The sequence below is a fragment of the Bacillus sp. MYb56 genome (assembly GCF_002976445.1).
Lineage (GTDB): Bacteria > Bacillota > Bacilli > Bacillales > Bacillaceae_G > Bacillus_A > Bacillus_A mycoides.
In genome coordinates this window covers 130,548-154,430 of record NZ_PCOH01000002.1, presented here as the reverse complement: position 1 = coordinate 154,430, position 23,883 = coordinate 130,548, and the positions used below count along the sequence as shown (strand labels likewise).

The window sequence follows — 23,883 nt, the reverse complement described above, 5'->3', positions numbered from 1 at the left end:
TTTGGATAGAGAAAGTGGGGGAGTAAGCTGGAAAATATACAAATAAAACGAATTGGAGATTTGCTAAAATATGAGGTCAATCACCTTGTCCAGGAAAGTAAAGAAGAAGGATTTAACTTCTTAATAAAACTAATAAATGAATATGAAAGTAAAAGAAATACATTTAGTAAAACGGGCGAATGTTTATATGGCATTTTTCGAGGTGATACGTTAATTGGAATCGGGGGATTAAATCAAGATCCGTATACGAAAGATAATAAGATTGGCCGATTGAGGAGATTTTATATTTCAAAGGATTATCGGCGCATCGGATTAGGGAAGTTGTTATTAAAGAAACTATTAAGACATGCGGAAAAGTATTTTCACGTTGTTGTTCTACATTCGGATACAAAGCAAGGTGAAGAGTTTTATAGCGCAAATGGATTTGTAAAAATCGGAAATTATAAAGGTTCAAGTCACCTGATAAGATTGTAGAAAGGTTCTATACTCAAGTATGGAACCTTTCTTATGCAATTACATCTTAACATTCATTCGTTTCAATAAACCCTTCGGATTACCTTTTACATAATAAAAATGGGGATTATTCTCATCATCGTAAAGCATAATATAAGGTTTTTCATTAAGCGGGAGAAGAATAAGTACCTCATCAATTGTTGTATGTAACCATTGATTTGTAATAGAAACTGGTTTAGATAAAGGGATTTTTATCATATGACCATCTTTTGGAACGACGTTTAAGTTTTTGAACGGGCCAGTAATGGATTTAGCATATTGAACAGCTTCTTTTTGAATAGCTGGATCTAAAGATTGTTTTTGAACGACCATTTCTTTTTTACAATCAAATACTTCAATTTGTTTATTTGTATTTGCGAACGCATTTGTTGATAATAAAAAGAGGAGAAGAGTAATGACTCCTATTTTTTTGAACATAAAACAACACCTCACCCTTACTATACCCTCAAACGTTGTAAATATTTTTATGTCACATTGATGTAACAAAGAAGTTGTATGATAAAATTGATATTTGTTTATAAGTAATGGAGGAAATGTAATGAAAGTATTAATCGCGGATGATGAACAAGATATGCTGAAAATTTTAAAAGCATATTTTGAAAAAGAAGGCTTCGAAGTTTTATTAGCAAAAGATGGAGAGGAAGCACTCCAAATATTTTATGATGAGAAAATTGACTTAGCTATTTTAGACTGGATGATGCCGAAAAGTAGTGGTATTACTGTCTGTCAGGAAATAAAAAAGAATTCGAGTGTAAAAGTATTAATGCTTACTGCGAAAAGTGAAAGTGAAGATGAATTAGCAGCTCTTCAAACCGGGGCAGATGAGTATGTGAAAAAACCATTTCACCCAGGAGTGCTAATTACGCGAGCGAAAAAGCTTGTACAGCATGAAGATGTTATTCAAGTTCAAGATTTAAAAATAGATTTCACCAAAAATAAAGTATATAAAAACGAGAAAGAATTAGATATTACAAAGACAGAATTACAATTAATAAAATGTTTTTTAAATCATAAAGGCACGATTTTAACGCGGAAAAAGTTGTTAGATATCGTTTGGGGATTTGATTATTTTGGGGAAGAGCGAACGGTTGATACGCATGTAAGAAGGTTGCGTAAAAAAATAGGAGAAAATATTATAAAGACACATCGCGGTTTAGGATACAGTTTGGAGGAAGAGTGTGAATAAACTCGGTAAAAAGTTATTTTTCAGCATCTCTTTAACAGTCATCCTTATTTTTTCCATCTCTTTATTATTAATTAACTATTTTTTACCAAAATATAATGTGCACAAAACACGCGAAAGCTTAGAAGGCATTACAGCGCAAATCCAGTCAATACCGCGTAAAGAACTAGATGATGCTATAAATCGTATTGAAAATGAAGGTAATGTTACGATTGCGTACACATCAATAAATAGTTCAGAAGATGCTATTAATGAAGAATTACGCATGCAACTTACAAAAAAGAGAGTTGCATTGAATAAACTTTGGATTACAAAAGAAGAAATTACGAAAGTGAAGAACCTCGGACAATCGAATAAAATATATGATCAAGAAAAGATAAAATCTAGTTTTTTTGCGAAATACATTGCGAAAGATGATATGTTGATTTTAGTAGGAGTTTCTATCGCACATTCAAATGAAGTAATTAAAACGCTTAACTCATTTTATTTATACATTTTGGGATTCTCACTATTTCTTATTATCGTGCTCGTCTGGATTTTTTCAAAAACAATCACTACACCACTGAATGAATTGAGTGATGTCGCAGAAGATATTTCACGTCTGAAATTTAAACGGACGAAAGTTAAAACGAATGATGAAATAGGTGATTTAGCAAATAGTATAAACATTATGAGTGATAAATTACATGAAGCACATCAAGATTTAACAGATCGAAATGACCACTTAAAACGATTTATGGGCGATGTAACTCATGAATTAAAAACACCAATCGCATTAGTAAAAGCATATTCTATGGGAATAAAAGACGGTTTAGATGATGGCACATATGTTGATACAATCATTAAACAAACAGATCAAATTTCAAATTTAATTGAAGAGTTATTGCGATTTTCTAAACTAGAAAGAGATATTTTACAAAAAGAAGAATTCCCTATTGAACCACTAGTACAAAGTATAATAGATAAGCATAAGATTGAACTGGAGTCGAAAGAACTCAAGTTGCAAGTGAACTATAGTGTTGGTGACACGATTGTTTATGCTGATTTAAATAAAATGAGAATGGTCTTTCAAAATTTAATTTCTAATGCGATAAAATATACAACGAATCAAAATATAAAAATCATATTAGAAGAGAAAAATGGCATTGTGTATTTTCAAATTCAAAATGGTATTGCTGCTGAGGGAATTAAAGAGATAGATAAAATTTGGGAGCCTTTTTACGTATTAGAGTCTTCTCGCAGTAAAGAAAAATCAGGTACTGGATTAGGATTAGCGATTGTAAAAAGTATATTAGAAAGACATGGTTTTGAATACGGAGTTTCGGTAGAAGATGGAGAAATACAATTTTATATGTATATAGAAAGGAACTAATTGTTATTAGTTCCTTTTCTATTATCTTGAAAGATTCGAATGTTTTACAAATTTCTCAACTTTCTACGAAATATAAACTGAATTTTCTGCATTTTTAATGTATAGTAAAAGAAGGAATATATGGGGAGGGAAGGGCATGAAAAAAAAGAAAATAGCAATTACACTATCGACTATATTATCTTTAACAATTACTTCAGGAGTTTCTAGTATGACTGCACATGCAGAAGAAAATGAAGGGAGCTCCGTAAAAGACAAAAATGTTATGTTAAATGGTCAAATTTCAGAGGGTTTAATGTCAAATACGAAAATTGAATTAGAAAATGGGATGACGAAGCCAATCTATTCACTTGATGAAGCCATCGTAGAAAATCTATTTGTAGAGACAGAAGTTGATAGTGATCGTGATGGTAAAAAAGATCGTGTATCAGTAAAGGTTATGCGTCCAAAGACGAACTCAGATGTGAAAGTCCCCGTTATTTATGAAATGAGTCCATATCGATCAGGATTAAAAGATGTTCCTGTTTATAATGTTGATGAAGAATTGTATGCGTATGAAGGAAAACCGTATGGGGCAGTTAATCTTGGGTCGTATGGTAATTATTATGTTCCGAGAGGATATGCAGTCATTTTAGGCGAAAGTATCGGAACTGGAAAATCAGATGGATGTCCGACAACTGGAGATGAACAAGAAATACTAGGGACGAAGTCTGTCATTGATTGGGTAAATGGGCGTGCGAAAGCATATACAGAGGATGGTAAGGAAGTAAATGCAAATTGGTCTTCGGGAAATGTAGGAATGACAGGAGTTTCTTACAATGGTACGTTACCGAATGCTGTCGCAACGACAGGAGTGGAAGGGTTAAAAACAATTATTCCAATCGCAGCGATTAGTAGCTGGTATGATTATTATCGTGCAAATGGGGCGGTTATTGCGCCAGGTGGATATCAGGGAGAAGATACAGATAATATGGCAGAAGCAGTACTAACAAGAAAGAACCCTGAAGTTTGCGGGCAAATTATTAAAGAACTAACAGCTGGACAAGATCGTAAAACAGGCGATTATAACGATTTTTGGGATAAACGTAACTATGTAAAAGATGTTAAGAATGTGAAGGCTAGTGTGTTTGTTGTTCACGGTTTAAATGATTGGAATGTAAAAACGAAGCAGTTCGCACAGTGGTGGGAAGCTCTTGGCAAAAATAATGTTCCTCGTAAAATGTGGTTACATCAAGGTGGACATGGTGGAACATCAAGTAATAACTGGCAACAAACCCAAAATAAATGGTTCGATTATTGGCTATATGGAATTGAAAATGGAATTATGGATGAACCGATGGTAGATGTACAACGTGAAAATAAATCGTGGCAAAAAATAAAAAATTGGCCAGATCCAGCAGCTGTACCATCAAAAGTCCGTATGTATTTAAGTAATAAAGCAGTCAATCTACCATTAAGTATGGGATCAGTAAACAATGTTTTCTCATTAGTAGATGATGCTAAAATAAAGTCAAATCAACTAGTAGAAAACCCTGAGTTAGAAATAGCGAATCGATTAGTATATACAATGCCTGTACTGCAAAAAGATATGCGAATAAGTGGTACGCCTAAAATTTCAATAACAGGAAATATTGATCGATCTGTTTCAAATTTAACAGCTTTACTCGTTGATTATGGCGGAGCGAGGCCTGAAATTGTAACGAGAGGTTGGATGGATCCGCAAAACTTAAATAGTATAGAAAATTCAACAGCGATTCAACCTGGTAAAGATTACACATTTACATGGGACATGCAGCCAGATGATTATGTATTTAAAGCAGGGCATCAAATGGGGGTCGTTTTAATCGCAAGTGATTACGATTATACAATTAGACCGAAAGCAGGAACGAAGCTAACGGTGAAATTGAGCGAAGTGACATTGCCGATTGTGAAATAAATAGTTTTTGATAAAGAGCTTACTATAGTAAGCTCTTTGTTTATAATCGGAATTTTCAACTTTTATATGTTCAATCGCGAGGAAATATTATACAATGTAAATATATTACATGGAAAGTGAGTGATAAATTATGACAGTCAGCTCTTTCGAATTCTCATTAAAATTTGAGGTACGGAAAGATTAAGTAAATTAGAATCTTCCGTACACATAAAACGGAGGAGAAAATAAATGTTTAGTTATTATAGTACACTTTGTACGGAATTATATGATTTCACAAAACCTGTCGGTTACTCTTTGAATGGTGATATTGAATATTATCAAGATCGTTTAAAGAGTTGTAGAGGGAGAATTCTCGAAGCAGCAGTAGGATCGGGACGTGTCATTATTCCATTTCTTGAAGCTGGCTTTAAAGTTGATGGGATAGATTATTCGCCTGAAATGCTAGATTCTTGCCGTATGCGGTGTAAAGAGAGAGGCTTGCATCCTAATTTATATGAAGGAAGCTTACAACAATTTTCACTGCCACATAAATATGAAGCGATAATAATTCCTACTGGATCCTTTTGTTTAATTGAAAATCGTGATGATTCTATAAATGCTCTGAAATGTTTTTATCGACATCTTAATCTAGGCGGGCGTTTAATTGTAGATCTTGCGCTTCCATATGACTGGAAGACGGGTGAGATTCATACATCGACTTTTTCCTTGCCAAGCGGGGACGGAATTACATTAGAAAATAAATCAATTGAAATAGATTGGCTTAACCAAGTAACTGTATCATATTTAAAATATGAAAAATGGAGTAAAGGAAAGTTAGTACAAACTGAACTACAACGTTTTGCAATGCGGTGGTATGGAATAGAAGAGTTTAGACTCCTTTTAGAAAGTATAGGTTTCACTGACATTACTTGCTCTGCTGACTATGTTTATGAAAAGCAACCGTCAAATGCAGAACAAATTATTACTTTTGAAGCTGTACGAAAGTAATAATATAGGAACTATTCATGAAAATAAGGCAATCGACACAACATCGACTGCCTTATTTTCAATTTTAGGATATGTTTTATTTAATTGTTTATAGAGAAAAATCGGAGGAAAACAAATGAAATTCATCTTAATATTTGGCCCGCAAGCAGTCGGGAAAATGACGGTCGGGCATGAGTTAGAAAAAATAACTGATTTAAAGCTATTTCATAATCATATGACGATTGATTTTGTTAGCTCGTTTTTTGATTACAGTACAAAGCGGAAGCACAACGGTTAGTAAGTTTGTTTCGTAATGAACTATTTGAAGAAGTGTCTAAAAGTGATTTATACGGAATGATTTTTACATATGTATGGGCATTTGATCTTCAATCGGATTGGGATTACATAAACCATGTAGTAAGTATTTTTGAATCAAAAGGCGCAGCAGTATATTTTGTAGAGCTCGAGGCAGAATTAGATGAAAGATTAGAGCGAAATAAAAGTCCACATAGACTAGAGCATAAACCGAAAAAAAGAGACATTGAATGGTCTGAAAAAAATTTAAAAGAAACGATGAAAAAACATAGATTAAATTCATTTCATGATGAAATTGAAAAAGAAGAGTACATAAAAATTAATAATACTCATTTGAGTGCTAAAGAAGTAGCTGTAATGATTAAGGAAAAATTCCGATTGTAAAATACTTAAATGCTGTTACGTTTTCATTGTCCAAGCATTCTCCTACTAACTACATATACTATTTATATTAAGGACGGTCACTAATTTATTGAGAAACCGTCATTTATATATAAATGACAACTTTGGAAGGAGGTAAGAAAAAATTGGAAAATGAACAGCCAGGAAGAATTGAAAATCAAGTGTATTCTAATCGAGTTGTAAGATCAGAATTTGATGAGAATTGGGAAACTTGTATTTCAAAAAGTGGTTATGTAATCTATGTAGCTACAAGTGATCATGCTGAAGTAATAGTTTTACTTTCAGATGGTTCAAGTAAATTATTAATCTTCGAAAAAGGTGGTAAAGTAGTAGTAGGTGGCGGTGGGACGAGTCATTACAGCAAACCGCATATTGCAAGAAACATTTAATGTGAAAATGATAATCGAGAAGACGCTGGTAACCTTATAGTCTTTAATTTTTATATGGAGATACGTATAATAAAGTGAGTTTTTGTTTTAGGTTCTGGCGTTTTTTCTAACAAAAATAAGATGAAGAAGATCTTTAACGTATAAAGGTCTTTTTTGTTTTATTCACAAATCAAATTAATGGAGGTGAGCTAATAATGAAAAATATTTGAGTAACCTATGTTTTTTCGGGTGTTCTCCTATTCGGCCTTACATGTATAACTTCCGCAATTTACGCGGGTTCATTAGAAATTTGGGATAGAGGAAGCGGGAAATTCTTTACTGCATTTTATGAAATCCAAGGTACAACTTTATCGGTAATTTCAATTTGTTTTATTATAGCAGGGATATACTGTATACATAAAAAAGTGTAGTGAAAAACAATCAGCCTTTCATGTACTATACATGAAAGGCTGATTGTTTTTATGTGTTGAAGGAGTCTTTTAGAAGAATTGTAGTTTTTAGATTGATAGTTAAAACTGTAACAGCTTATGTATAATTAATATCATTTTGTCAAATGAATGTCACATAAAAGTCTTATAGTGTATATAGAAAGTGAAACATATACAAAGCAGGAGATGAAATGATGAAAAAGGCACTACAATATATATTCATATTATTTACGTTAGTTACTTTAAGTTATGTAATTTATATTAACTATGAAAAGCAGAAGGAGATTAAAAATAATAAACAAGTAATTAGTGAAGTTGCAAAGAGGTATGATATTCCAGATTGGATACCATTATCTATTGCTGATCATGAAACAAAATTTGATCGAAAAGCGATAGGGGATAACGGAACATCTTTCGGATTATTCCAATTACATCGTGGTGGATTAGCACCAGCGCAATTATCGGAAGAGAGTTTAGTGGATTCGCGTATAAATACAACGATAGCAATTTCAAGTATGGTCAAATCGTATGAACGTGGTGTGAAAAAAGGACTGCAGGATTGGGAGTTGCTTAAATATGTTGCTAATACATCAGGGTGGCCAGGAAACTTAGGGGGAGAATGGACAGATAATAATACGAAATATAATAAAGGGCTAGAACAATCATATCAATTATATAAAAAAGAGAAGTAGATATAAAAAGGCATTTTCAATTTGGGGAAATGTCTTTTTTATGTTATAGTATAAAAGTGTTTGGGCGTTATGTTATTTCGATATATCTTCAAATTTGTTATGTAGTATTTTTATATTAAATAACTACTAAAATCATTTTTTTATATAAGGAGTAAGAAGTAGGGATATGAAAAATATAGATTTTATACTAGAAAGTGATGAAACATTAAAACCGTCAGAACGATTAGTACTATTATTATTAGAGAAGCATAGAATGTTATATACGAACGATCTATTAGCTCTTTCAAATTTATCATATAAAACATTAACAGATTCACTAACAGCACTCGTTTTAAAGTCTTATGTTTTAAAGGATACAGGTAAGGGAAGAAGGCAGAATTGTTATAGATTAGTATGATAAGAGTACTCTTGCTATATATGTATTTTTCAAATGTAAGGATAAATTCCATTTTTATTTTCAAATGATAAAAAACTATTAATTTAAGTAAATAGCCGGTTTTGATATGTAAAGAGTTCATGGCTGCTAAATATATAATTTCATTTCATTTTTATTAATGTTTATTAGTTGTAAGTGAAAATGATATTTTTTTTAAACAAATATAAAAATGAAATAAAAAAACAACCTACTCATTAGAGTCGGTTGTTTTTTTATTAGGATAGCGAATTATAAAAATAATATTATTATGTAAACTTAATTATTTAGAAAGGAACATGTGATTATTAATGGAATTTATTAAGGGGTACTTAATATTTGTATACATGGAGGTTCATTATGGAACAAATCATATCAATATCACAAGCAGTCATAAGAGGGGAAAAAGAAAAGGTAGTAGAAATCATTAATACGGATCCAAGTGTTGTTAACTCATTTAGTGAAGATGGATGGACACCGCTTCACTTAACTGCTTATTTTGGACAGAAAGAAATTGCAAGTTTCCTTTTAGAACAGGGAGCAGAAATACATATTAGAGCAAAAAACGAAAATGAAAATACACCTCTTCAAGCAGCAATTGCGAATAAGCAAAGCGAGCTTGTAGCTTTCTTAATTGAAAAGGGATCAGATGTGAATGCTGTGAAAAGTGGTGGCTGGACAGGACTTCATGAAGCGGCGTTATTAGGAAATGAAGAAATCATTATATTACTTCTTGAAAATGGTGCTAATAAAATGATTAAGAAAAATGATGGGAAAATCGCATATGATATTGCTTTAGAAAAAGGGTATGAATCCCTATTACATCATTTGCAAGAGGAAGTGAGCTTATGATTAGCCACTGGAATGTAGGGATTTTTCTTTTTAATGAAGTGGAAGTGTTAGATTTTGCGGGTCCATTTGAAGTGTTTTCCGTTACAGCAACAAGTGAAGGTCAACTATTTACAGTTCGTACTGTTAGTCAAGATGGAGAAATGGTTACAGCGAGAAATGGATTAAAGGTACAACCGGACTATAGTATCGAAAACTTGCCTCCAGTTGATATTTTAATTATTCCTGGTGGGTTAGGTGTTAGAGAAAACGAAATGAAAAATGAAATAATAACAAATTGGATCCGCGAGCAAATGAAAGAAGTAAAGTTAATGACTTCTGTTTGTACGGGTGCGCTTTTACTTGCGAAAGCTGGATTACTCGATGGCTTCAAAGCGACAACACATTGGGCAAGTATTGAAAGTTTTAGAAATGATTTTCCGAATGTGGAAGTATTAGAGAATGTAAAGTTTGTAGATGAGGGGCATATTATTACGTCTGGAGGAATTTCAGCTGGAATTGATATGTCATTTCACATTGTGAGAAATTTGTTGGGTGCTCGGGTTGCTGAAGAAACAGCGAAGAGAATGGAATATGATATAGATTTAAAATATTAAAAGTAAAACAAGACGAGCAGTTGGATATTTCCAGCTGCTCGTCTTGTTTTATATTGACTGAATATGCGCTAATTCCTCATCTGTAAGAATCGGACGGATAGACGAGTCTGCATTTTCTTTCGCTTGTTTTTCTGTTTTTGCGCCAGGAATTGCGACTGATACCGCTGGATGAGTGAGGACATAACGAAGTGCAAGTTGCCCTAAGGTTTGATTTTCATTTGAGAGTAATCGTAGTTTCTCTACTTTTTGTAAATCTTCTTGAAACCACTTTTCTTTTGGCCATTCTTGGCGTAAATCTCCGTCAAGAAAAGTTGTTTTATTTGTAAATTTTCCAGTTAATATCCCCATTTTTAAAGGGCCGCGTATAACAGCTCCTAAATTGTTCTCCTGTAGGTAGGGCAGTATGTCGTTTTCTGGTTTTCGGTTTAATATGTTGTAATCAAGTTGCACAACATCAATTTCATTGTTTTTATTGAAGTGTTTTATATATTGTATGTCGTGAGTTGAAACACCAACAGCTCTTACTTTTCCGTCCCGTTTTAATATTTCAAATGCTCGTAAAAATGCTTCTGTTTCTTCTTGATTATCCCACCAAATGTGACAGAAATAAACATCAATATAATCTGTTTCTAGGCGCAGTAAGCTAGTTTCAAATACTGCGATCACTTTTTCTGCAGTATTATAAACAGGCTCTCCACTTGGATCATAGTGATGCCCAATTAAACCGCCTTTCGTTGATAAAACGATATTATTACGGTGCTCTCTTATCGCTTGAGTTACTAACCTTTCACTATGTCCTAATCCGTATACATCAGCAGTATCAATAAAGTTTACGCCACATTCAATTGCTTTCTTCATAGCGGTTATAGATTGTTTGTCGTTAACAGGACCCCATTCATCGCCGCCAATCGCCCACGCTCCAAAGCCAATTTCAGAAACAGTAATTCCAGTTTTACCTAATGTACGGTAGTGCATCATTTTTCCTCCTTGTAAGCATGTTATAACATCGGTATGCAAAACTAGAATTTATATGTGTAAAAATGTTTTCTACAATTGGGGAAAAAGAATAACATAAACTACTATTTTATAGCAGCATAAATAAAAATTCTCATTTTAAATACAGAGATGTCGTCGAACGCTATCTCTAATTGGTTAATTTGTGAGATTTTTTTGTGAAGGAGGTTATTTTATAAGAATAGAATTTAAGTTAGTAAGAGATCGTGCCTATGGTAGTGAGAAAATATGGGTTAGGGGGATTTGAAAATGAGGAAACTCAAAAGAGTCAATGTTCCTAATATACCAGAGCAACTATCACAGCCTAACGACAAGCGAACTATAAATAAGAAGAAGTTAAGGCGTTTTATTTTCATGTTCATTTTTATTGCTGCGACTACTTTGTACGTTCAATATATTTTAACGAAACAACAAGAAGTAATTAATGGCAAAAAAAATACAATAACAAATCAAAAGAAACAATTAGTTTCTTTAAAGAAAGATCAAGGTTCTTTAAAGACTAACATTGAGAATTTAACCGATAATGAAGAAGAGATTTTAAAGTTTGCTAGAAAAGAGTATCAATTTTCTAAGTCAAACGAAACAATATTCGTATTGCCAAAGTGAAGTGGTGGAACAGTTAGCGATAGCTAACTGTTTTTTGATGTATGAGGGAAAAGTTGTTTGTAGTGTGAATGTCATGGTACAAGGAGCAATGACATATTGTAAAAATGAGAAGTTTGAGCCAATTTTAATTGTTTTAAGAGATTTTCATAATTATGGAATATATGTCAAAATAAATATTGTTAAAATTCTGTCAATTGTATATAATACAAGGTAAGCGGATACATTTTTTAATCAACGTTGAGTTAACAGCTTATACGTCTGTTAAGAAAACCGTTATCCTCGTATAAGAAAGGAAGATAGCTGTGTACGCTTCAAATACAATTTACGTCGTAGGGGATGCGAAAGCACCTCAAAATAATCCCATTACCGAAAAGTTCAAAAGTTATTTTGTAGCATTTGTACTTGAGAAGGATACAGGGGAAATTGTAGATGCAGATTGCTCAGCCACAATTGCATTAACATCTCAATTTGTTAAATATTTGTTTCTACATAAAAATATTAATGACCCAGCATTAGTAACAGAAATAAAAAATCGGTACTTCGGTTCGTCTCAAAAGGCGCTACTTGTAGCGCTAAAGGATGCACAGAAAAAATATAATCAGATCGCTGCTTTGTCTACCCATTCATAGACAAAATCCAGCCGTAAGAATCTTCTTATGGCTGGATTTTTTTGTTTCGCATTAACGGAAAAGCCACCCGGATATTAAAGTATCACTCTATAAACAATGAAAGGATGAACAAAATGAAAATTACCGATGTGAAGGTAAACCGCCGACATGTAAAGCTTCATACACCGTTTAAAACTGCGCTTCGCACTGTAACGGAAATCGAAAGTATAGATGTGTTTATTCATACAGATGAAGGGATTGTTGGAAAAGGAGCTGCTGCAGCAACACCGGTTATTACAGGTGATTTTGCCAACGGGATTGAGGAAGCAATATTAGGGCCAATTCGCTCCGTATTAGTTGATAAAGATGTGCTGCAATTTCAAACGTTATTGTTACACATTCAAATGAGCTGTATAGGAAATACAAGTGCGAAAGCGGCGGTAGATATGGCTTTATACGATGTATATTGTCGATTTCACAACATACCGTTATATGCATTGTTAGGTGGGAAGAAAGAGATTCATACTGATATTACAGTAAGTGTGGATGAGCCTTTATTAATGGCAAAAGAAGCGAAAAAGCATATCGAAAAGGGATTCCAAACATTAAAAATTAAGGTGGGTAAAGAGGCACATTTAGATTTAGAACGCATAGAGGCAATTCGAAATGTAGTACCAAAGAATACGACGTTACGTTTAGATGCAAATCAAGGATGGAAACCGAAAGAAGCGGTTTCTATTATTAGAGAAATGGAGAATAGAAATTTAAATATAGAATTTGTAGAACAACCAGTTCATGCGAAAGATTGGGAAGGATTAAAGTACGTGAAGGACAATGTACAAACGCCTATTATGGCAGATGAAAGTATGTTTTCGGCAAGCGATGCATTAAAGATTGTCCAAGGAGGATATGCAGACCTACTTAATATTAAATTAATGAAATGCGGTGGCATACGAGAAGCATGGAAAATTGCAGATATTGCGGAAGCAGCAGGTGTGAAATGTATGGTTGGAAGTATGATGGAACCTTCACTTTCAGTTAGCGCTGTTGCCCATTTAGCTGCGGCACATCCGAATATTCATTACTTTGATCTTGATGCACCGTTATGGTTAGTAGAAGAGCCAGAAGGGATGACTTACACTGGTCCAAAGGTAAACCTACATTCTATAGTGAATATACAATCTTAGAAGTAGTACCTAGTAAACTATCTTATAAGGGGGATATATATGAAAAAAGTAGGAACTGCATTTTTAACAACTTTATTTATATTTTCATCGTTTACTTCGGTGAATGCTGAAGAGAAGAAGGATAGTAAAGCATTTATAGATGTATCTGCTGCAACGTTATGGACTGCACCAGATTCATTACGACCAATTGATGCACCGAGTGCGACAAATCCAGTTGATTTATGGAAGTGGACGAAATCAATGACGCTAGATGAGAAGCTTTGGTTAACGAGTGCAAATAAATTAGAAACGCAAGCGCTACTCGGTCAAGAAGTAACGGTTGTTGATAAGAAAGGTGACTGGGTGAAAGTGTTAGTCCACGGTCAGCCAACACCAAGAAACGAAGTAGGTTACCCGGGATGGATGCCCGAAAAACAATTAACGTATAATCAGGAATTTGCAGATAAAACAAACGAAGCTTTTGTATTAGTAACGAAACCGACAGCAATTGTATATATTAACCCTTCTGAAAAACATAAATCGCTTGAAGTCAGTTATAATACGCGTTTACCGCTATTAAGTGAAGATACGATCTCATACCGCGTATTGTTGCCAAATGGTCAGAAGGCGTGGCTACGGAAAAATGATGGAACTGTTTACCATTCTCAAAATGATATTCCGACTCCAACCGCTGATGACTTAATAAACACCGGAAAAATGTTTTTAGGATTACCGTATATATGGGCTGGTACAAGTGGATTCGGATTTGATTGCTCTGGATTTACACATACGCTTTATAAATCGCACGGTATTACAATTCCAAGGGATTCTGGTCCACAATCGAGAAATGGAGTTGCAGTTGATAAAGAAAACTTACAAAAAGGAGATTTAATCTTCTTTGCACATGATCAAGGAAAAGGTAGTGTTCACCATGTTGCTATGTATATTGGTGATGGAAATATGATTCACTCACCGAGAGCTGAAAGATCGGTAGAGATTATACCACTAAATACGCCAGGATATATAGAAGAATACGCTGGTGCTCGTCGTTACTTACCTTAAAAAATAGAGGGGGTTTTCAAATGAAAAAAGTTGTTCGTTACTCATTAGTTAGTACTCTATTAGTTTCTTCATTCTTAGTTGGCTGCGCAAAAGAAAAAACAACGACAAAGCCGAAAGATGAGAAAAAAGTATTACAGCTACTAGAAACGGGTGAAATTCCGTCATTAAATTCAGGGAAAGTAACAGATGCGGTATCGTTTAACGTGTTAAATAACGTAATGGAAGGGTTATTCCGTTTATCGAAAAATGATGAAGTGATTGAGGCTGGGGCACAGAAATATGAAGTGAGTAAAGACGGAAAGACTTATACATTCCACTTGCGTGATGCAAAATGGTCTAACGGTGATCCAGTAACAGCTCATGATTACGTATATGCTTGGAAGCAACTTATTAATCCAGATACAGTCTCTCAATATGCATATATCGCGTACGATGTGAAAAATGCGGAGAAGATAAATAAGAAACAATTAGGCTTAGAAGAATTAGGTGTGAAAGCAAAAGATGATAAAACGTTCGTTGTTGAGTTAGAACATCCAGTACCGTATTTTACGAAACTACTTATTTTACCGTCTTTCTATCCAATTAATGAAAAGTTTGCGAAAGAGCAAGGCGATAAATACGGATTAGAAGCAAATAAAGCGATATATAATGGACCATTTACATTATCAGAGTGGAAGCATGAAGCAAGTTTTACAATGAAGAAAAACGATAAATATTGGGATAAAAAAGAAGTGAAATTAGATGAGGTAAACTATCAAATTGTTAAAGAAATTTCAACTGCGGTAAATTTATATGAAACAGATAAAGTAGACAGAGCGGTCATTTCTACAGAATTCGTAGATAAATATAAAAATAATAAAGAACTGAAACAATATACAGATCCAGTTATGTATTTCTTCCGTTTCAATGTAAATGTACCGATTCTTAAAAATAAAAACGCCCGTCTTGCATTAAGCACAGTTTTTGATAAGAAGGGGCTCGCAACTTCATTTTTAAATGATGGTTCCGTAGCTGCGAACTATTACGTGCCGAAAGGGTTTTTAAAAGGGCCAGACAAGAAAGACTTTAGAAGTACGGCAGGTGAGTTTAATAAGACTGATGTAAAACAGGCGAAAGAATATTGGGAAAAGGCAAAGCAAGAGACAGGCACAAATGAAGTGACGTTAGAACTATTAAACTATGACTTAGAGAACTTTAAAAAAGTAGGCGAATATATAAAAGAACAGCTTGAGAAAAACTTACCAGGGCTAAAAGTAAATGTGAAATTACAACCACATACGCAAAAACTAGCATTAGAGAAGAAAAAAGAATACGAAATGTCGTTATCACGTTGGTTACCTGATTATCCAGATCCAATGACATACTTAGAAGTTTTCCTTTCGGGAAGTACCGTAAATAATACAGGATATGCAAATCCAGAGTATGATGCGTTAATTAAGAAGATTAAAACAGAGTTAGGTAATGATGAAAAAGCTCGTTGGAAAGCACTACAAGATGCGGAAAAAGTGCTCCTTGATGATGCGGTAATTGCACCAGTATTCCAGCGCGGTCTTTCTTACTTACAAAAACCATATGTGAAAGAATTATATGTACATCAATTCGGTCCAGCTACAAGTTTAAAATGGGCAGATGTACAAAAATAAAGTGATGGAGAAACAGACTTCACGTATGTGATAGTCTGTTTTTTCTTATAGCTTCAAATGAATTATAGACATTTTATAAGTTTTTTCATCGCTTAAAAATAAAATTATTACATAAATTCCAGTGTGAAATTTATGTAGAATCTTGTATAATTAACATGTTTCTTTGGAAGCATTTTCTTGCGCTATTTGTATAGGACTTAATAGAGCAAGGGAGGAAATACATACATGTATATAATAGATAAATAGAATGGGACATGTATAGAAAAAAGGAGAAAAATGATGACGTGTCATAAACAAGGGTTACAATTTATTCGTAATAGAAAGAGGAACAACCGATGAAGATGAAGCATGCTTTTGGTCCAATTATTTTAGCGTGTCTACTCTTTTTCATTGTATTGCTTATTCCATCTAAGAGTTTAGTATCATTAATAAGCGATAAAAAGATAGAAGATGCAGCAACTTCCTTACAAAAAGAGAAATTACAAAGTGTTTTCTTGCAACAGAAAATGTTAGAGAATTCGCAGTATTTACCGATGTATGGTTCATCAGAGTTTTTACGAATGGATGCATATCATCCATCTAACTATTTTAAAGTAAATCCAGCAGGTTTTACTCCATTTTTAATAGGGACTGGTGGTACGCAAAGCTTGGCTCATATATTAAATATGACGTCTACAATGGATGAATTAGAAGATAAAAAGGTAGTCTTTGTTCTTTCACCACAATGGTTTACAAAAACCGGTGTATCACAAGGGGATTTTACAAATAATTTCTCCAAACAACAAGCCTATCACTTTATTTTTAATGACGAAATAAAGCCTGAAATGAAGAAAAAAATCGCGAAACGTTTACTAGATTATAAAGTTGTTCGTAAGGATGCGATATTAAATAGTTCGCTAGAAAGTATTGTATATAACGATACAAAACATAACATAAAAGCCGGACTAGCTAAACCGCTAGCGTATATGTACCGGAACATTTTAGATCATCGAGATTTATTTAACTCTCTATTTAAGATCGAACCGATGAAAGAGGAAACAAATATGGGATTACGTTCGCTTTCTTGGGAAGATGCACGTAAACATGCGGAACAAGAAGGTAAAGTAGGATCCACAACAAATACATTCGGAATTGAAAATCCATATTATTATAAACATAATTTAAAGAAAAAATTAAAAGGTTTAAAAAACTTTAGAGCAAATGAATCGTATGATGATTCACCAGAATATGATGACTTACAAATTGTTTTAGATCTTTTCAAAGAAAAAAATGTAAAACCACTCTTTATTTCTGTGCCTGTAAACGGACCGTGGTATGATTACGCTGGTTTCCCAAAAGAACGTCGTGATGTGTATTACAATAAGGTTCGCGATCAAGTCGAGAAAGCAGGATACCCAGTAGTCGATTTTTCTAGCCATGAATATGATAAGTATTTCTTAAAAGATACAATTCATTTAGGCTGGAAAGGATGGATCTATTTTGATGAAGCAGTGCAGAAGTTTTACTCTGAAAAATAATGCATAAACAATAGAAACAGGAATGGCAATAAAGCCGTTCCTGTTTTTTAGTATAGAGGATTTTGGTGTGGGCAATTTGGAAAGGCGTGTATATCTTGAATTTGTCTAAAGTCATAATGTTTCATGGCGAACTGGGCTTGGTAAAGGTATTCGTAAACAAATAATTGATTATTTTGAACACCGCATAAAACGCCGGATGTCCCTTGCCCATTAATGAGAGAAACACCAACAGGGCGTCCGATTAAGTATGGTACTTTTTGCTGCCAATGCATAGGGAATCAATCCTTTTTGAGTTACTATACGTATTTTATGGTGGAATTGTTGCTTATCCATGTAAATCTTAGACTGGAGGGGTTTTTATGTAATGTCTAGAAGTTATATATGAATCGATTATTAGTGTGAAAGAGGAAGGAATGAATTATGGAGAAAGAAAGTATTCTAGAAAAAAAGTTAAGTCTAATAGATTGGTGCCAAACGTTGAAGTATGTAACTAAAATGATGTATGGTTAAACCTTTTAGAAAAGGTTCATGGGGAACCGCGGATGTGATTTCACATTTAATCGTTTGGGATGAGTTTTTAATGAAGTTTAGAATTCCATACTTTATAAGCGGACAATCTGTACCAAATGTTCCAACAGGTGTTGAGGAAATGAATGAGGGTGCAATAAAATATGCGAGATCCGGTATTTCAAAAGAAGAACTATTAGATCAATTCAGCTTTACTCGTAAACAATTAGTAGACCAAATTGAGCGAATTCCTGCTCGTAATTTTAATAATGACTATCAATTTGGTACAAAAAAAGTGAGGTTAAATAATTATTTTCCATCACTCATTCAGCATGACTTAAAGCATAAAGAAGAAATAATGCAATTTCTAATACATAATCAAGCCTATAATAAAAACCGCTATAATTCTAAATGAATTTATAGCGGTTTTTATTATAATCTTAAGCAAGATTTTTACGTTTTTTTGTCCACTTTTTTATTACGAAATATAAAAGTATAAGTACAACGCCACCGATAGCGAACGATTTCACATACGGTCCAGCAATATCGTTAATATTCTCCCAATTTTCACCTAGTTTCTCACCTAAATAAATGAAAATGATAGACCAAGGGATGATCGCAAGTGCTGTTAATGTAGTGAAACGTAGTAATGGCATTTTTGTAATACCAGCAGGAATTGATATCGCATGACGAACGATAGGAATGAAACGTGCAGTGAAAATTACGCCAGTTCCGTAACGATTAAACCAATCTTCAGCAGCATCCATTTGTTTTTTATGTATGAAAATATACTTACCGTAACGTTCTAATACAGGGCGACCACCATATCGACCAATCCAGTAAACAAAGATTTGGGCAATAACACCACCAATTGTACCGAATATAACTGCGCCTACAAATGAGATACTACCATTGAATACTAAGTATCCCGCATAAGCAAGGACAATCTCACTTGGAATAATTTCAATCATAAGTCCAAGCATTATGCCCCAATAACCTAATCCCTCAAAAAATGTTAATACTGAATGAATAAAACTACTTAACATTGTTGCACCTTCTAATTTATGAATTTTGAATATAAGCCCCTTTATTTAATAACATAAAAGGTTCACTATATGTAGATTATACCTTATTCATATAGGGGATTGCCATTTCAATTCTTTTATGTCTCTCATAAGTATTATAGTAAAGGATATAAGCCATGTTTTCATGAAGAGATAATGAAAAGATTATTAAAAATTTCTCATATTTAAAGAGAATGAAAGGATTAGTAGACTGAAAATTTTGTATAATGATGTAAGTGTTGAATTTACAAAGGGGGAGAAGTTATGCGTTTTACAGATCCTATTTACGGATCAATTACTATTCAAGATAGAGATATTATACGATTGATCGATACTAAAGCGTTTCGAAGGTTGGCCCATATTAAACAACAAGGACATACATATTTTTTACACGAGAACGCAATACATACGAGGAACGAACATTCAATAGGTGTATATGTACTAGTTAATAAAGTGATAGAACATCTTACGGAGATTGGTGACATTCATTTGTCAGAATATGAGCGAAAGTTAGTATCTACTGTAGCCCTTCTACACGATGTTGGACACGGTCCATATTCGCATTGCTTTCAGAAAATATCTGGAGAGGATCACGGGGATTGGACTGTTCGAATTATTCAAGAGGATGATGAAATACGCACAATTTTAAATAAGACTTCCGGATTATTAGAAGATGTAACGAAAGGTTTATCAGAAGATGGAGTTTTTCCGATTATAGATGAGCTATTATTTAATTCACTAGGAATGGATCAATTAGATTTTTGGAATAGAGATTTATATTATTCATCGCTTGAGTTAGAAGGTATTGAGATAAAAGAACTAATTGCCAGTATGCGTTTTATAGATGGAAAGCTTGTTATTGAAGAAACGGGAATACCTTTTATTGAACAGCTAATTAAGATGAAAAAAGAGCTTTATAATAATGGGTTTGGTCATCCGTTTGTAGTAGGTAAAGATTTATTGTTACAAAGCATTTTTAAAAAGATAGAAGAGAAAAAACTGTCGTTTTATACTCTGGAGTTACAAAATTTCTTTCGTAAAGTAGAGAAATTAGAAGTGAAGGGCTTTCTTCCATTGCAGGATGAAATGATTGCTAATGAAATAAAGTACCTTGCAAAATCAAATCATTTAGAAATAGCATCATTAATTCAGCTTTATTCTTCAACATCCAAAAGCTTAGCATTTGAAAAAGGGCTAGAAGGTGATTTTAACGAAGAAAATAACAAATTAGCGATAATAACTGAGAAAAAGGCTTACAGTTCATATGTAGGTGGTATTTATGTTTATAGAAATGGTCAGTTAGAAGATATAATAGAACGATCATTTTACATTCGGGACATTGTGAATTTGCCAAAAAAAGAATATGCGTATTCAATTTAATTGACCAAGTAATTCGAAATTGGATGGGGTGAAAATATGTATTGGCATGAGCGTTTATTAGAAATGGATGACTTACCAATTATATTAGAGTGGTATAATGACGAAGAATTACATAACATAGCGGACGTGAAACTATTCAAACGATATACAATAGAAGAACTTCAAAAGTATTGGACAGAAAAACTGTCTCGATCTTATGCAAGTTATCATGTGATCGTAGTAGAGGATGAAGTAATAGGGAGAGTTGGATTAAAAAAGAAGAGAAATGACGATATATATGTGATGGAGTACTCAATATTGATTGGCGTCTCAAATTTATATTCAAAAGGGCTTGGAACAGAGATTACAAATTATTTTATCGCTAAATCATTTTTAGACCCTGATATACAAGCGGTTGTATTGCAAGTTAGGGAAGATAATAAGAGGGCAATGCGATGCTATGAGAAAGCAGGGTTCAAAAAAATTGAATCATATGTAGAGAATCAGTTGAAAATGTATGAGATGCAAAGAGTTAAGGAGTGCAAAATAGTATAGAAATTAAAAAATAGGAGCAAATCTGCTCCTGTTTTTTAAGGTTTCACATCTAAATTTTGTAAAAATAATGTTGCTGAAACGTAACGTTTTGCTAGCATTTGTACATAAGCGGTATGTACAGAAAGTGTGGCGATAATAATAGCGTTACGAATTGCTTCGCGTTGTTCGTTATTAATTTGATCGAACTTGCTTGCTATTTTATCAGCCTTTTCTTTTACGATATTTTCGATCGTATGAACTGTATCTGTAGCATTTAGTTGTAAGCAATTCCCTTGATTCAGTTCTTCAAATAAAGAAGAATAAGCTACATATAAATGAAGAGGATTAATTAAATCATCACTTCGATCGGCCGGGTCATTTACGATGAGTCGTAATAGTTTGCGAATAGATTCAAAATCAAGCGCTGTTTTTAAATCTTCGACAATGAATAGTAATGCTGCTTGTTCGATTGAGTATTTTTTCCCTTTTTGAGGGGAGCCAATCATTTCTTTTATATCTCGTTTCACCCAGTTTTGCATAGCAGTTACAGAGAAACTCGTGTTTTCAATCTGATTGCCAAGCGCAACTATTTCATTTAAAGAAAAACCGACATCCGTATCGTCAATCTTAATCAATTTTTCAAAAATAGGTGAAAGTGCGGTTGTAATAAAAGCAGTAACGCTTTGTCCGCTTTCAATATCTTTTTTATGTGACTTTGCCCAAGCTTCTTGTAAAATGCCGAGAGGCTTCTTCGTATTCCATCCTCTTAGTGATAGAAGGAGCGTTGCCATTTCGTTTCGTGTGAGATGAAATGTTTCCATCTTTTCACCTCCAAAATTATAAAAAGTTCTTATGAACTTATAATATGTTTTGTTTCATTTAAAGTCAATTCCGTTTTGCTTAATTTTTCCTATGTCATGAAATTGTCGTAAGTAAATAATGCTTGCATATTTCGACAAAAGTTCATATAATAAGTTCATAAGAACCTTTAAAATGGTTTTAAAACAAATCTATCATTCTGAATTTACTAGAAAGGTAGATTTCACATATATCTATATAAAAGGAGAATGGATATAATATGTTGAAAAAACTTGTAGCAGTAATGACAGCATTCATGGTTATCTTTGGGGCTAGTAGCTTCATGTTCGTAGATCATGCGGCAGCGAAAAGTTACAAATCTGGTAAAAAATCATATACACCAAGTTCAGGTCAAAAGTCAAAAGTTGATTTAAACAAAAAAGATTCTAATGTGAATTCACAAAAAACGACAACTGATTCAAAAACAAAAGCAACAAACACAGCGCCAAAAAGTAATAAAGGTGGCTTTATGAAAGGCTTATTACTAGGTGGTCTTGGTGGTTTACTAATGGGTAGCTTATTTGCAAATATGGGAGCACTTGGTTCTGTATTAGCGTTTATGGTAAATATGTTAGTAATGGCTGGTATCGTAATGTTAGCAGTTCGTGCATTTAAATACTTCAAAGATCAACGTAAGAAAAAGGCAGATGAAGTAGCATGGAAACAATAAAAATTTCTGAACAAGAACTTATAAATGCGCTTTGCGTATATATCGCTGAAAAAAGACAAGTTGGTCCAGAAGAAGTTTCAGTTGAACTAATGTATGATGATGACTACGGTTTCTCTGCAGAAGTAGAGGTAAATGGTCGCCAGCAAATTTTAATTCAAGCAAACTTAATCGAAGCACTACGCTTGTTGCTTGATCGAGAATACAACGTCAATTCATTTGCAGCAAGATTGCAACTTGAATTAGATGATGAAGAAGGCATCTACGCATTAGCGAAATTTAATAATAATGAACAATAAAACTGTTAGAGCTGTATGCTCTAACAGTTTTTTATTTGGATTAATATTGTTAGTATGTTTCCTCTTTTGGGATAAAATCCAATTATTAATAAACTAATGAATTGGTAAAAACATGTTATTATAATCAAGAATATTTTATGTTAATAGGAGGATATAATGAAAAATAAATTATTAGTAGCATTAGCTACGGTTTGTTTATCTTTAACTGCTTGCAATTCAACAGAACAAACGAAAGATGTACAAGCGAACGAAAAGAAAGATAATAATGTGGAACAACAAACTGGAACTACTAGTCCGAAAGCTAAAGAAATAACAGAAAAAAGTACAGTGGAGAGATTATCTCAAGATCATAATGTGTCATTAGAAGGTGATGGTGAGAATTCTTCTGACTTTTTTGAATTGAAATCTGGATTTGTCATTGCTGAGGTAGAACATACAGGAGAAAGTAATGCGATTCTTGAGTTGAAAGACGAACAAGGTAATGACGCTGGTTCACTTTCAAATTTTATTGGTAATGGAAAAGAAAAAAGGTTAGTTCTCATAAAAAAGAGCGGTAAATATTTCATTAATCCTACAGCGGATGGTCATTGGAAAGTTAATATGTCACAGTCTATTTCAATGGATAAAGTAATAACAACTCCGGGAACAATTAGTGGCCATGGATCTGATGCTGTTTTTGTAAAACTTGAAAAAGGCTTGAAAGAGTTACATGGTGTACATATGAACGGTGAAAGTAATTTTATTGTTGAATTAAATGATAGTATAGTATTTAATGAAATTGGTGCAGCTGATACAACGAAAAAAATGCCTGTAAAAGAAAACGGTATACATATATTCACTATTCAAGCAGATGGTGATTGGACAATTGAAGTGAAATAATTTGAAAAGCTCCTCTTATTGTTGTTGATAAGGGGAGCTTTTTGTTATAA

27 protein-coding genes and 3 pseudogenes are annotated in these 23,883 nt (G+C 33.4%); 25 read left to right on the top strand and 5 right to left on the bottom strand.

Going from position 1 to position 23,883, the window contains the following annotated elements; all coding sequences use genetic code 11:
• Nucleotides 1-60 precede the first annotated feature (60 nt).
• On the top strand, nucleotides 61-474 hold the full coding sequence (locus tag CQ058_RS03250) for a GNAT family N-acetyltransferase (protein WP_002192844.1): 414 nt from the start codon (nucleotides 61-63) through the stop codon (nucleotides 472-474).
• 39 nt (nucleotides 475-513) lie between these two features.
• Here CQ058_RS03250 and CQ058_RS03245 read toward each other — a convergent pair whose 3' ends face one another.
• Complete coding sequence (locus tag CQ058_RS03245; protein ID WP_002189891.1) at nucleotides 514-930, bottom strand: hypothetical protein; 417 nt, start codon at nucleotides 928-930, stop codon at nucleotides 514-516.
• Nucleotides 931-1,051: 121 nt separating this feature from the next.
• Between CQ058_RS03245 and CQ058_RS03240 the strand changes: the two genes are divergently transcribed.
• The 11 genes and pseudogenes from CQ058_RS03240 to CQ058_RS03190 all read left to right on the top strand — a co-directional run bounded on the left by CQ058_RS03240 (nucleotide 1,052) and on the right by CQ058_RS03190 (nucleotide 10,050).
• Nucleotides 1,052-1,699 carry a response regulator transcription factor gene (locus CQ058_RS03240; protein WP_002189890.1) on the top strand — a complete coding sequence of 216 codons (648 nt, stop codon included), beginning with the start codon at nucleotides 1,052-1,054 and terminating at the stop codon, nucleotides 1,697-1,699.
• Nucleotides 1,692-3,068: a sensor histidine kinase gene (locus CQ058_RS03235; protein WP_002189889.1), complete on the top strand. Its 1,377-nt coding sequence runs from the start codon at nucleotides 1,692-1,694 to the stop codon at nucleotides 3,066-3,068. The genes CQ058_RS03240 and CQ058_RS03235 overlap by 8 nt, the downstream gene beginning before the upstream one ends.
• 136 nt (nucleotides 3,069-3,204) lie before the next feature.
• Nucleotides 3,205-5,001 carry a Xaa-Pro dipeptidyl-peptidase gene (locus tag CQ058_RS03230; protein ID WP_002189888.1) on the top strand — a complete coding sequence of 599 codons (1,797 nt, stop codon included), beginning with the start codon at nucleotides 3,205-3,207 and terminating at the stop codon, nucleotides 4,999-5,001.
• A 228-nt stretch (nucleotides 5,002-5,229) separates the two neighbouring features.
• Nucleotides 5,230-5,988, top strand: a complete 759-nt coding sequence (locus CQ058_RS03225) for a class I SAM-dependent methyltransferase (protein ID WP_002189887.1) — start codon at nucleotides 5,230-5,232, stop codon at nucleotides 5,986-5,988.
• A 115-nt stretch (nucleotides 5,989-6,103) separates the two neighbouring features.
• A pseudogene (locus tag CQ058_RS03220) lies at nucleotides 6,104-6,666 on the top strand (AAA family ATPase).
• 143 nt (nucleotides 6,667-6,809) lie between these two features.
• Nucleotides 6,810-7,073, top strand: a complete 264-nt coding sequence (locus tag CQ058_RS03215; protein ID WP_002189886.1) for a hypothetical protein — start codon at nucleotides 6,810-6,812, stop codon at nucleotides 7,071-7,073.
• 194 nt (nucleotides 7,074-7,267) lie between these two features.
• Nucleotides 7,268-7,483 (top strand): annotated as a pseudogene (locus CQ058_RS32685) (hypothetical protein).
• Nucleotides 7,484-7,692: 209 nt separating this feature from the next.
• Entirely contained in the window at nucleotides 7,693-8,193 is a 501-nt protein-coding gene (locus tag CQ058_RS03205) for an invasion protein (protein WP_002012946.1), read from the top strand.
• Nucleotides 8,194-8,359: 166 nt separating this feature from the next.
• Entirely contained in the window at nucleotides 8,360-8,590 is a 231-nt protein-coding gene (locus CQ058_RS03200) for a hypothetical protein (RefSeq protein ID WP_000789035.1), read from the top strand.
• Nucleotides 8,591-8,965: 375 nt separating this feature from the next.
• Nucleotides 8,966-9,457, top strand: coding sequence for an ankyrin repeat domain-containing protein (locus tag CQ058_RS03195; protein ID WP_002189884.1), 492 nt, complete (start codon nucleotides 8,966-8,968; stop codon nucleotides 9,455-9,457).
• Nucleotides 9,454-10,050, top strand: a complete 597-nt coding sequence (locus tag CQ058_RS03190; RefSeq protein ID WP_002189883.1) for a DJ-1/PfpI family protein — start codon at nucleotides 9,454-9,456, stop codon at nucleotides 10,048-10,050. The genes CQ058_RS03195 and CQ058_RS03190 overlap by 4 nt, the downstream gene beginning before the upstream one ends.
• A 48-nt stretch (nucleotides 10,051-10,098) precedes the next feature.
• On the opposite strand, the gene CQ058_RS03185 is transcribed toward CQ058_RS03190, so the two are convergent.
• Entirely contained in the window at nucleotides 10,099-11,025 is a 927-nt protein-coding gene (locus tag CQ058_RS03185) for an aldo/keto reductase (protein ID WP_105589453.1), read from the bottom strand.
• A gap of 288 nt (nucleotides 11,026-11,313) precedes the next feature.
• On the opposite strand from CQ058_RS03185, the gene CQ058_RS03180 reads away from it, so the two are divergent.
• The 7 genes from CQ058_RS03180 (at nucleotide 11,314) to dltD (ending at nucleotide 17,666) form a co-directional block, all read left to right on the top strand.
• On the top strand, nucleotides 11,314-11,670 hold the full coding sequence (locus CQ058_RS03180; RefSeq protein ID WP_002085024.1) for an FtsB family cell division protein: 357 nt from the start codon (nucleotides 11,314-11,316) through the stop codon (nucleotides 11,668-11,670).
• A complete protein-coding gene (locus CQ058_RS03175; RefSeq protein ID WP_002136778.1) occupies nucleotides 11,609-11,884 on the top strand; it encodes a hypothetical protein in 276 nt (91 codons plus the stop codon). Before CQ058_RS03180 ends, CQ058_RS03175 begins: the two co-directional genes overlap by 62 nt.
• Before the next feature lie 88 nt (nucleotides 11,885-11,972).
• A complete protein-coding gene (locus CQ058_RS03170; RefSeq protein WP_002012954.1) occupies nucleotides 11,973-12,299 on the top strand; it encodes a DUF3870 domain-containing protein in 327 nt (108 codons plus the stop codon).
• A 104-nt stretch (nucleotides 12,300-12,403) separates the two neighbouring features.
• On the top strand, nucleotides 12,404-13,465 hold the full coding sequence (locus tag CQ058_RS03165) for a dipeptide epimerase (protein WP_002032592.1): 1,062 nt from the start codon (nucleotides 12,404-12,406) through the stop codon (nucleotides 13,463-13,465).
• Between the two features lie 39 nt (nucleotides 13,466-13,504).
• Complete coding sequence (locus CQ058_RS03160) at nucleotides 13,505-14,506, top strand: C40 family peptidase (RefSeq protein WP_002189880.1); 1,002 nt, start codon at nucleotides 13,505-13,507, stop codon at nucleotides 14,504-14,506.
• A gap of 20 nt (nucleotides 14,507-14,526) precedes the next feature.
• Entirely contained in the window at nucleotides 14,527-16,149 is a 1,623-nt protein-coding gene (locus CQ058_RS03155; RefSeq protein WP_105589451.1) for a peptide ABC transporter substrate-binding protein, read from the top strand.
• 335 nt (nucleotides 16,150-16,484) lie between these two features.
• Complete coding sequence (gene dltD / locus CQ058_RS03150) at nucleotides 16,485-17,666, top strand: D-alanyl-lipoteichoic acid biosynthesis protein DltD (RefSeq protein WP_002142108.1); 1,182 nt, start codon at nucleotides 16,485-16,487, stop codon at nucleotides 17,664-17,666.
• 47 nt (nucleotides 17,667-17,713) lie between these two features.
• Here dltD and CQ058_RS03145 read toward each other — a convergent pair whose 3' ends face one another.
• The gene (locus CQ058_RS03145) at nucleotides 17,714-17,938 is read right to left on the bottom strand and encodes a hypothetical protein (RefSeq protein WP_002032598.1); all 225 of its coding nucleotides are present in this window, start codon (nucleotides 17,936-17,938) and stop codon (nucleotides 17,714-17,716) included.
• Between the two features lie 148 nt (nucleotides 17,939-18,086).
• Between CQ058_RS03145 and CQ058_RS03140 the strand changes: the two are divergent.
• Nucleotides 18,087-18,588, top strand: a pseudogene (locus CQ058_RS03140) (DinB family protein).
• Nucleotides 18,589-18,613: 25 nt separating this feature from the next.
• Here the strand turns inward: CQ058_RS03140 and uptA are convergent.
• A complete protein-coding gene (uptA, locus tag CQ058_RS03135; protein ID WP_002032601.1) occupies nucleotides 18,614-19,219 on the bottom strand; it encodes an undecaprenyl phosphate transporter UptA in 606 nt (201 codons plus the stop codon).
• 282 nt (nucleotides 19,220-19,501) lie between these two features.
• Between uptA and CQ058_RS03130 the strand changes: the two genes are divergently transcribed.
• Both CQ058_RS03130 and CQ058_RS03125 read left to right on the top strand, forming a co-directional pair.
• Nucleotides 19,502-20,617: an HD domain-containing protein gene (locus CQ058_RS03130; RefSeq protein ID WP_002142103.1), complete on the top strand. Its 1,116-nt coding sequence runs from the start codon at nucleotides 19,502-19,504 to the stop codon at nucleotides 20,615-20,617.
• Nucleotides 20,618-20,653: 36 nt separating this feature from the next.
• On the top strand, nucleotides 20,654-21,151 hold the full coding sequence (locus CQ058_RS03125) for a GNAT family N-acetyltransferase (protein WP_002142101.1): 498 nt from the start codon (nucleotides 20,654-20,656) through the stop codon (nucleotides 21,149-21,151).
• Nucleotides 21,152-21,186: 35 nt separating this feature from the next.
• Here the strand turns inward: CQ058_RS03125 and CQ058_RS03120 are convergent, their stop codons facing one another.
• Nucleotides 21,187-21,951, bottom strand: a complete 765-nt coding sequence (locus CQ058_RS03120; protein ID WP_002065900.1) for a DUF1836 domain-containing protein — start codon at nucleotides 21,949-21,951, stop codon at nucleotides 21,187-21,189.
• A 257-nt stretch (nucleotides 21,952-22,208) separates the two neighbouring features.
• Between CQ058_RS03120 and CQ058_RS03115 the strand changes: the two genes are divergently transcribed.
• From CQ058_RS03115 to CQ058_RS03105, 3 genes are all read left to right on the top strand, one after another.
• Complete coding sequence (locus CQ058_RS03115; RefSeq protein WP_002032604.1) at nucleotides 22,209-22,658, top strand: hypothetical protein; 450 nt, start codon at nucleotides 22,209-22,211, stop codon at nucleotides 22,656-22,658.
• A complete protein-coding gene (locus CQ058_RS03110) occupies nucleotides 22,646-22,954 on the top strand; it encodes a YxcD family protein (RefSeq protein ID WP_000447767.1) in 309 nt (102 codons plus the stop codon). The genes CQ058_RS03115 and CQ058_RS03110 overlap by 13 nt, the downstream gene beginning before the upstream one ends.
• 156 nt (nucleotides 22,955-23,110) lie before the next feature.
• A complete protein-coding gene (locus tag CQ058_RS03105) occupies nucleotides 23,111-23,833 on the top strand; it encodes a hypothetical protein (RefSeq protein WP_002142100.1) in 723 nt (240 codons plus the stop codon).
• Nucleotides 23,834-23,883 lie beyond the last annotated feature (50 nt).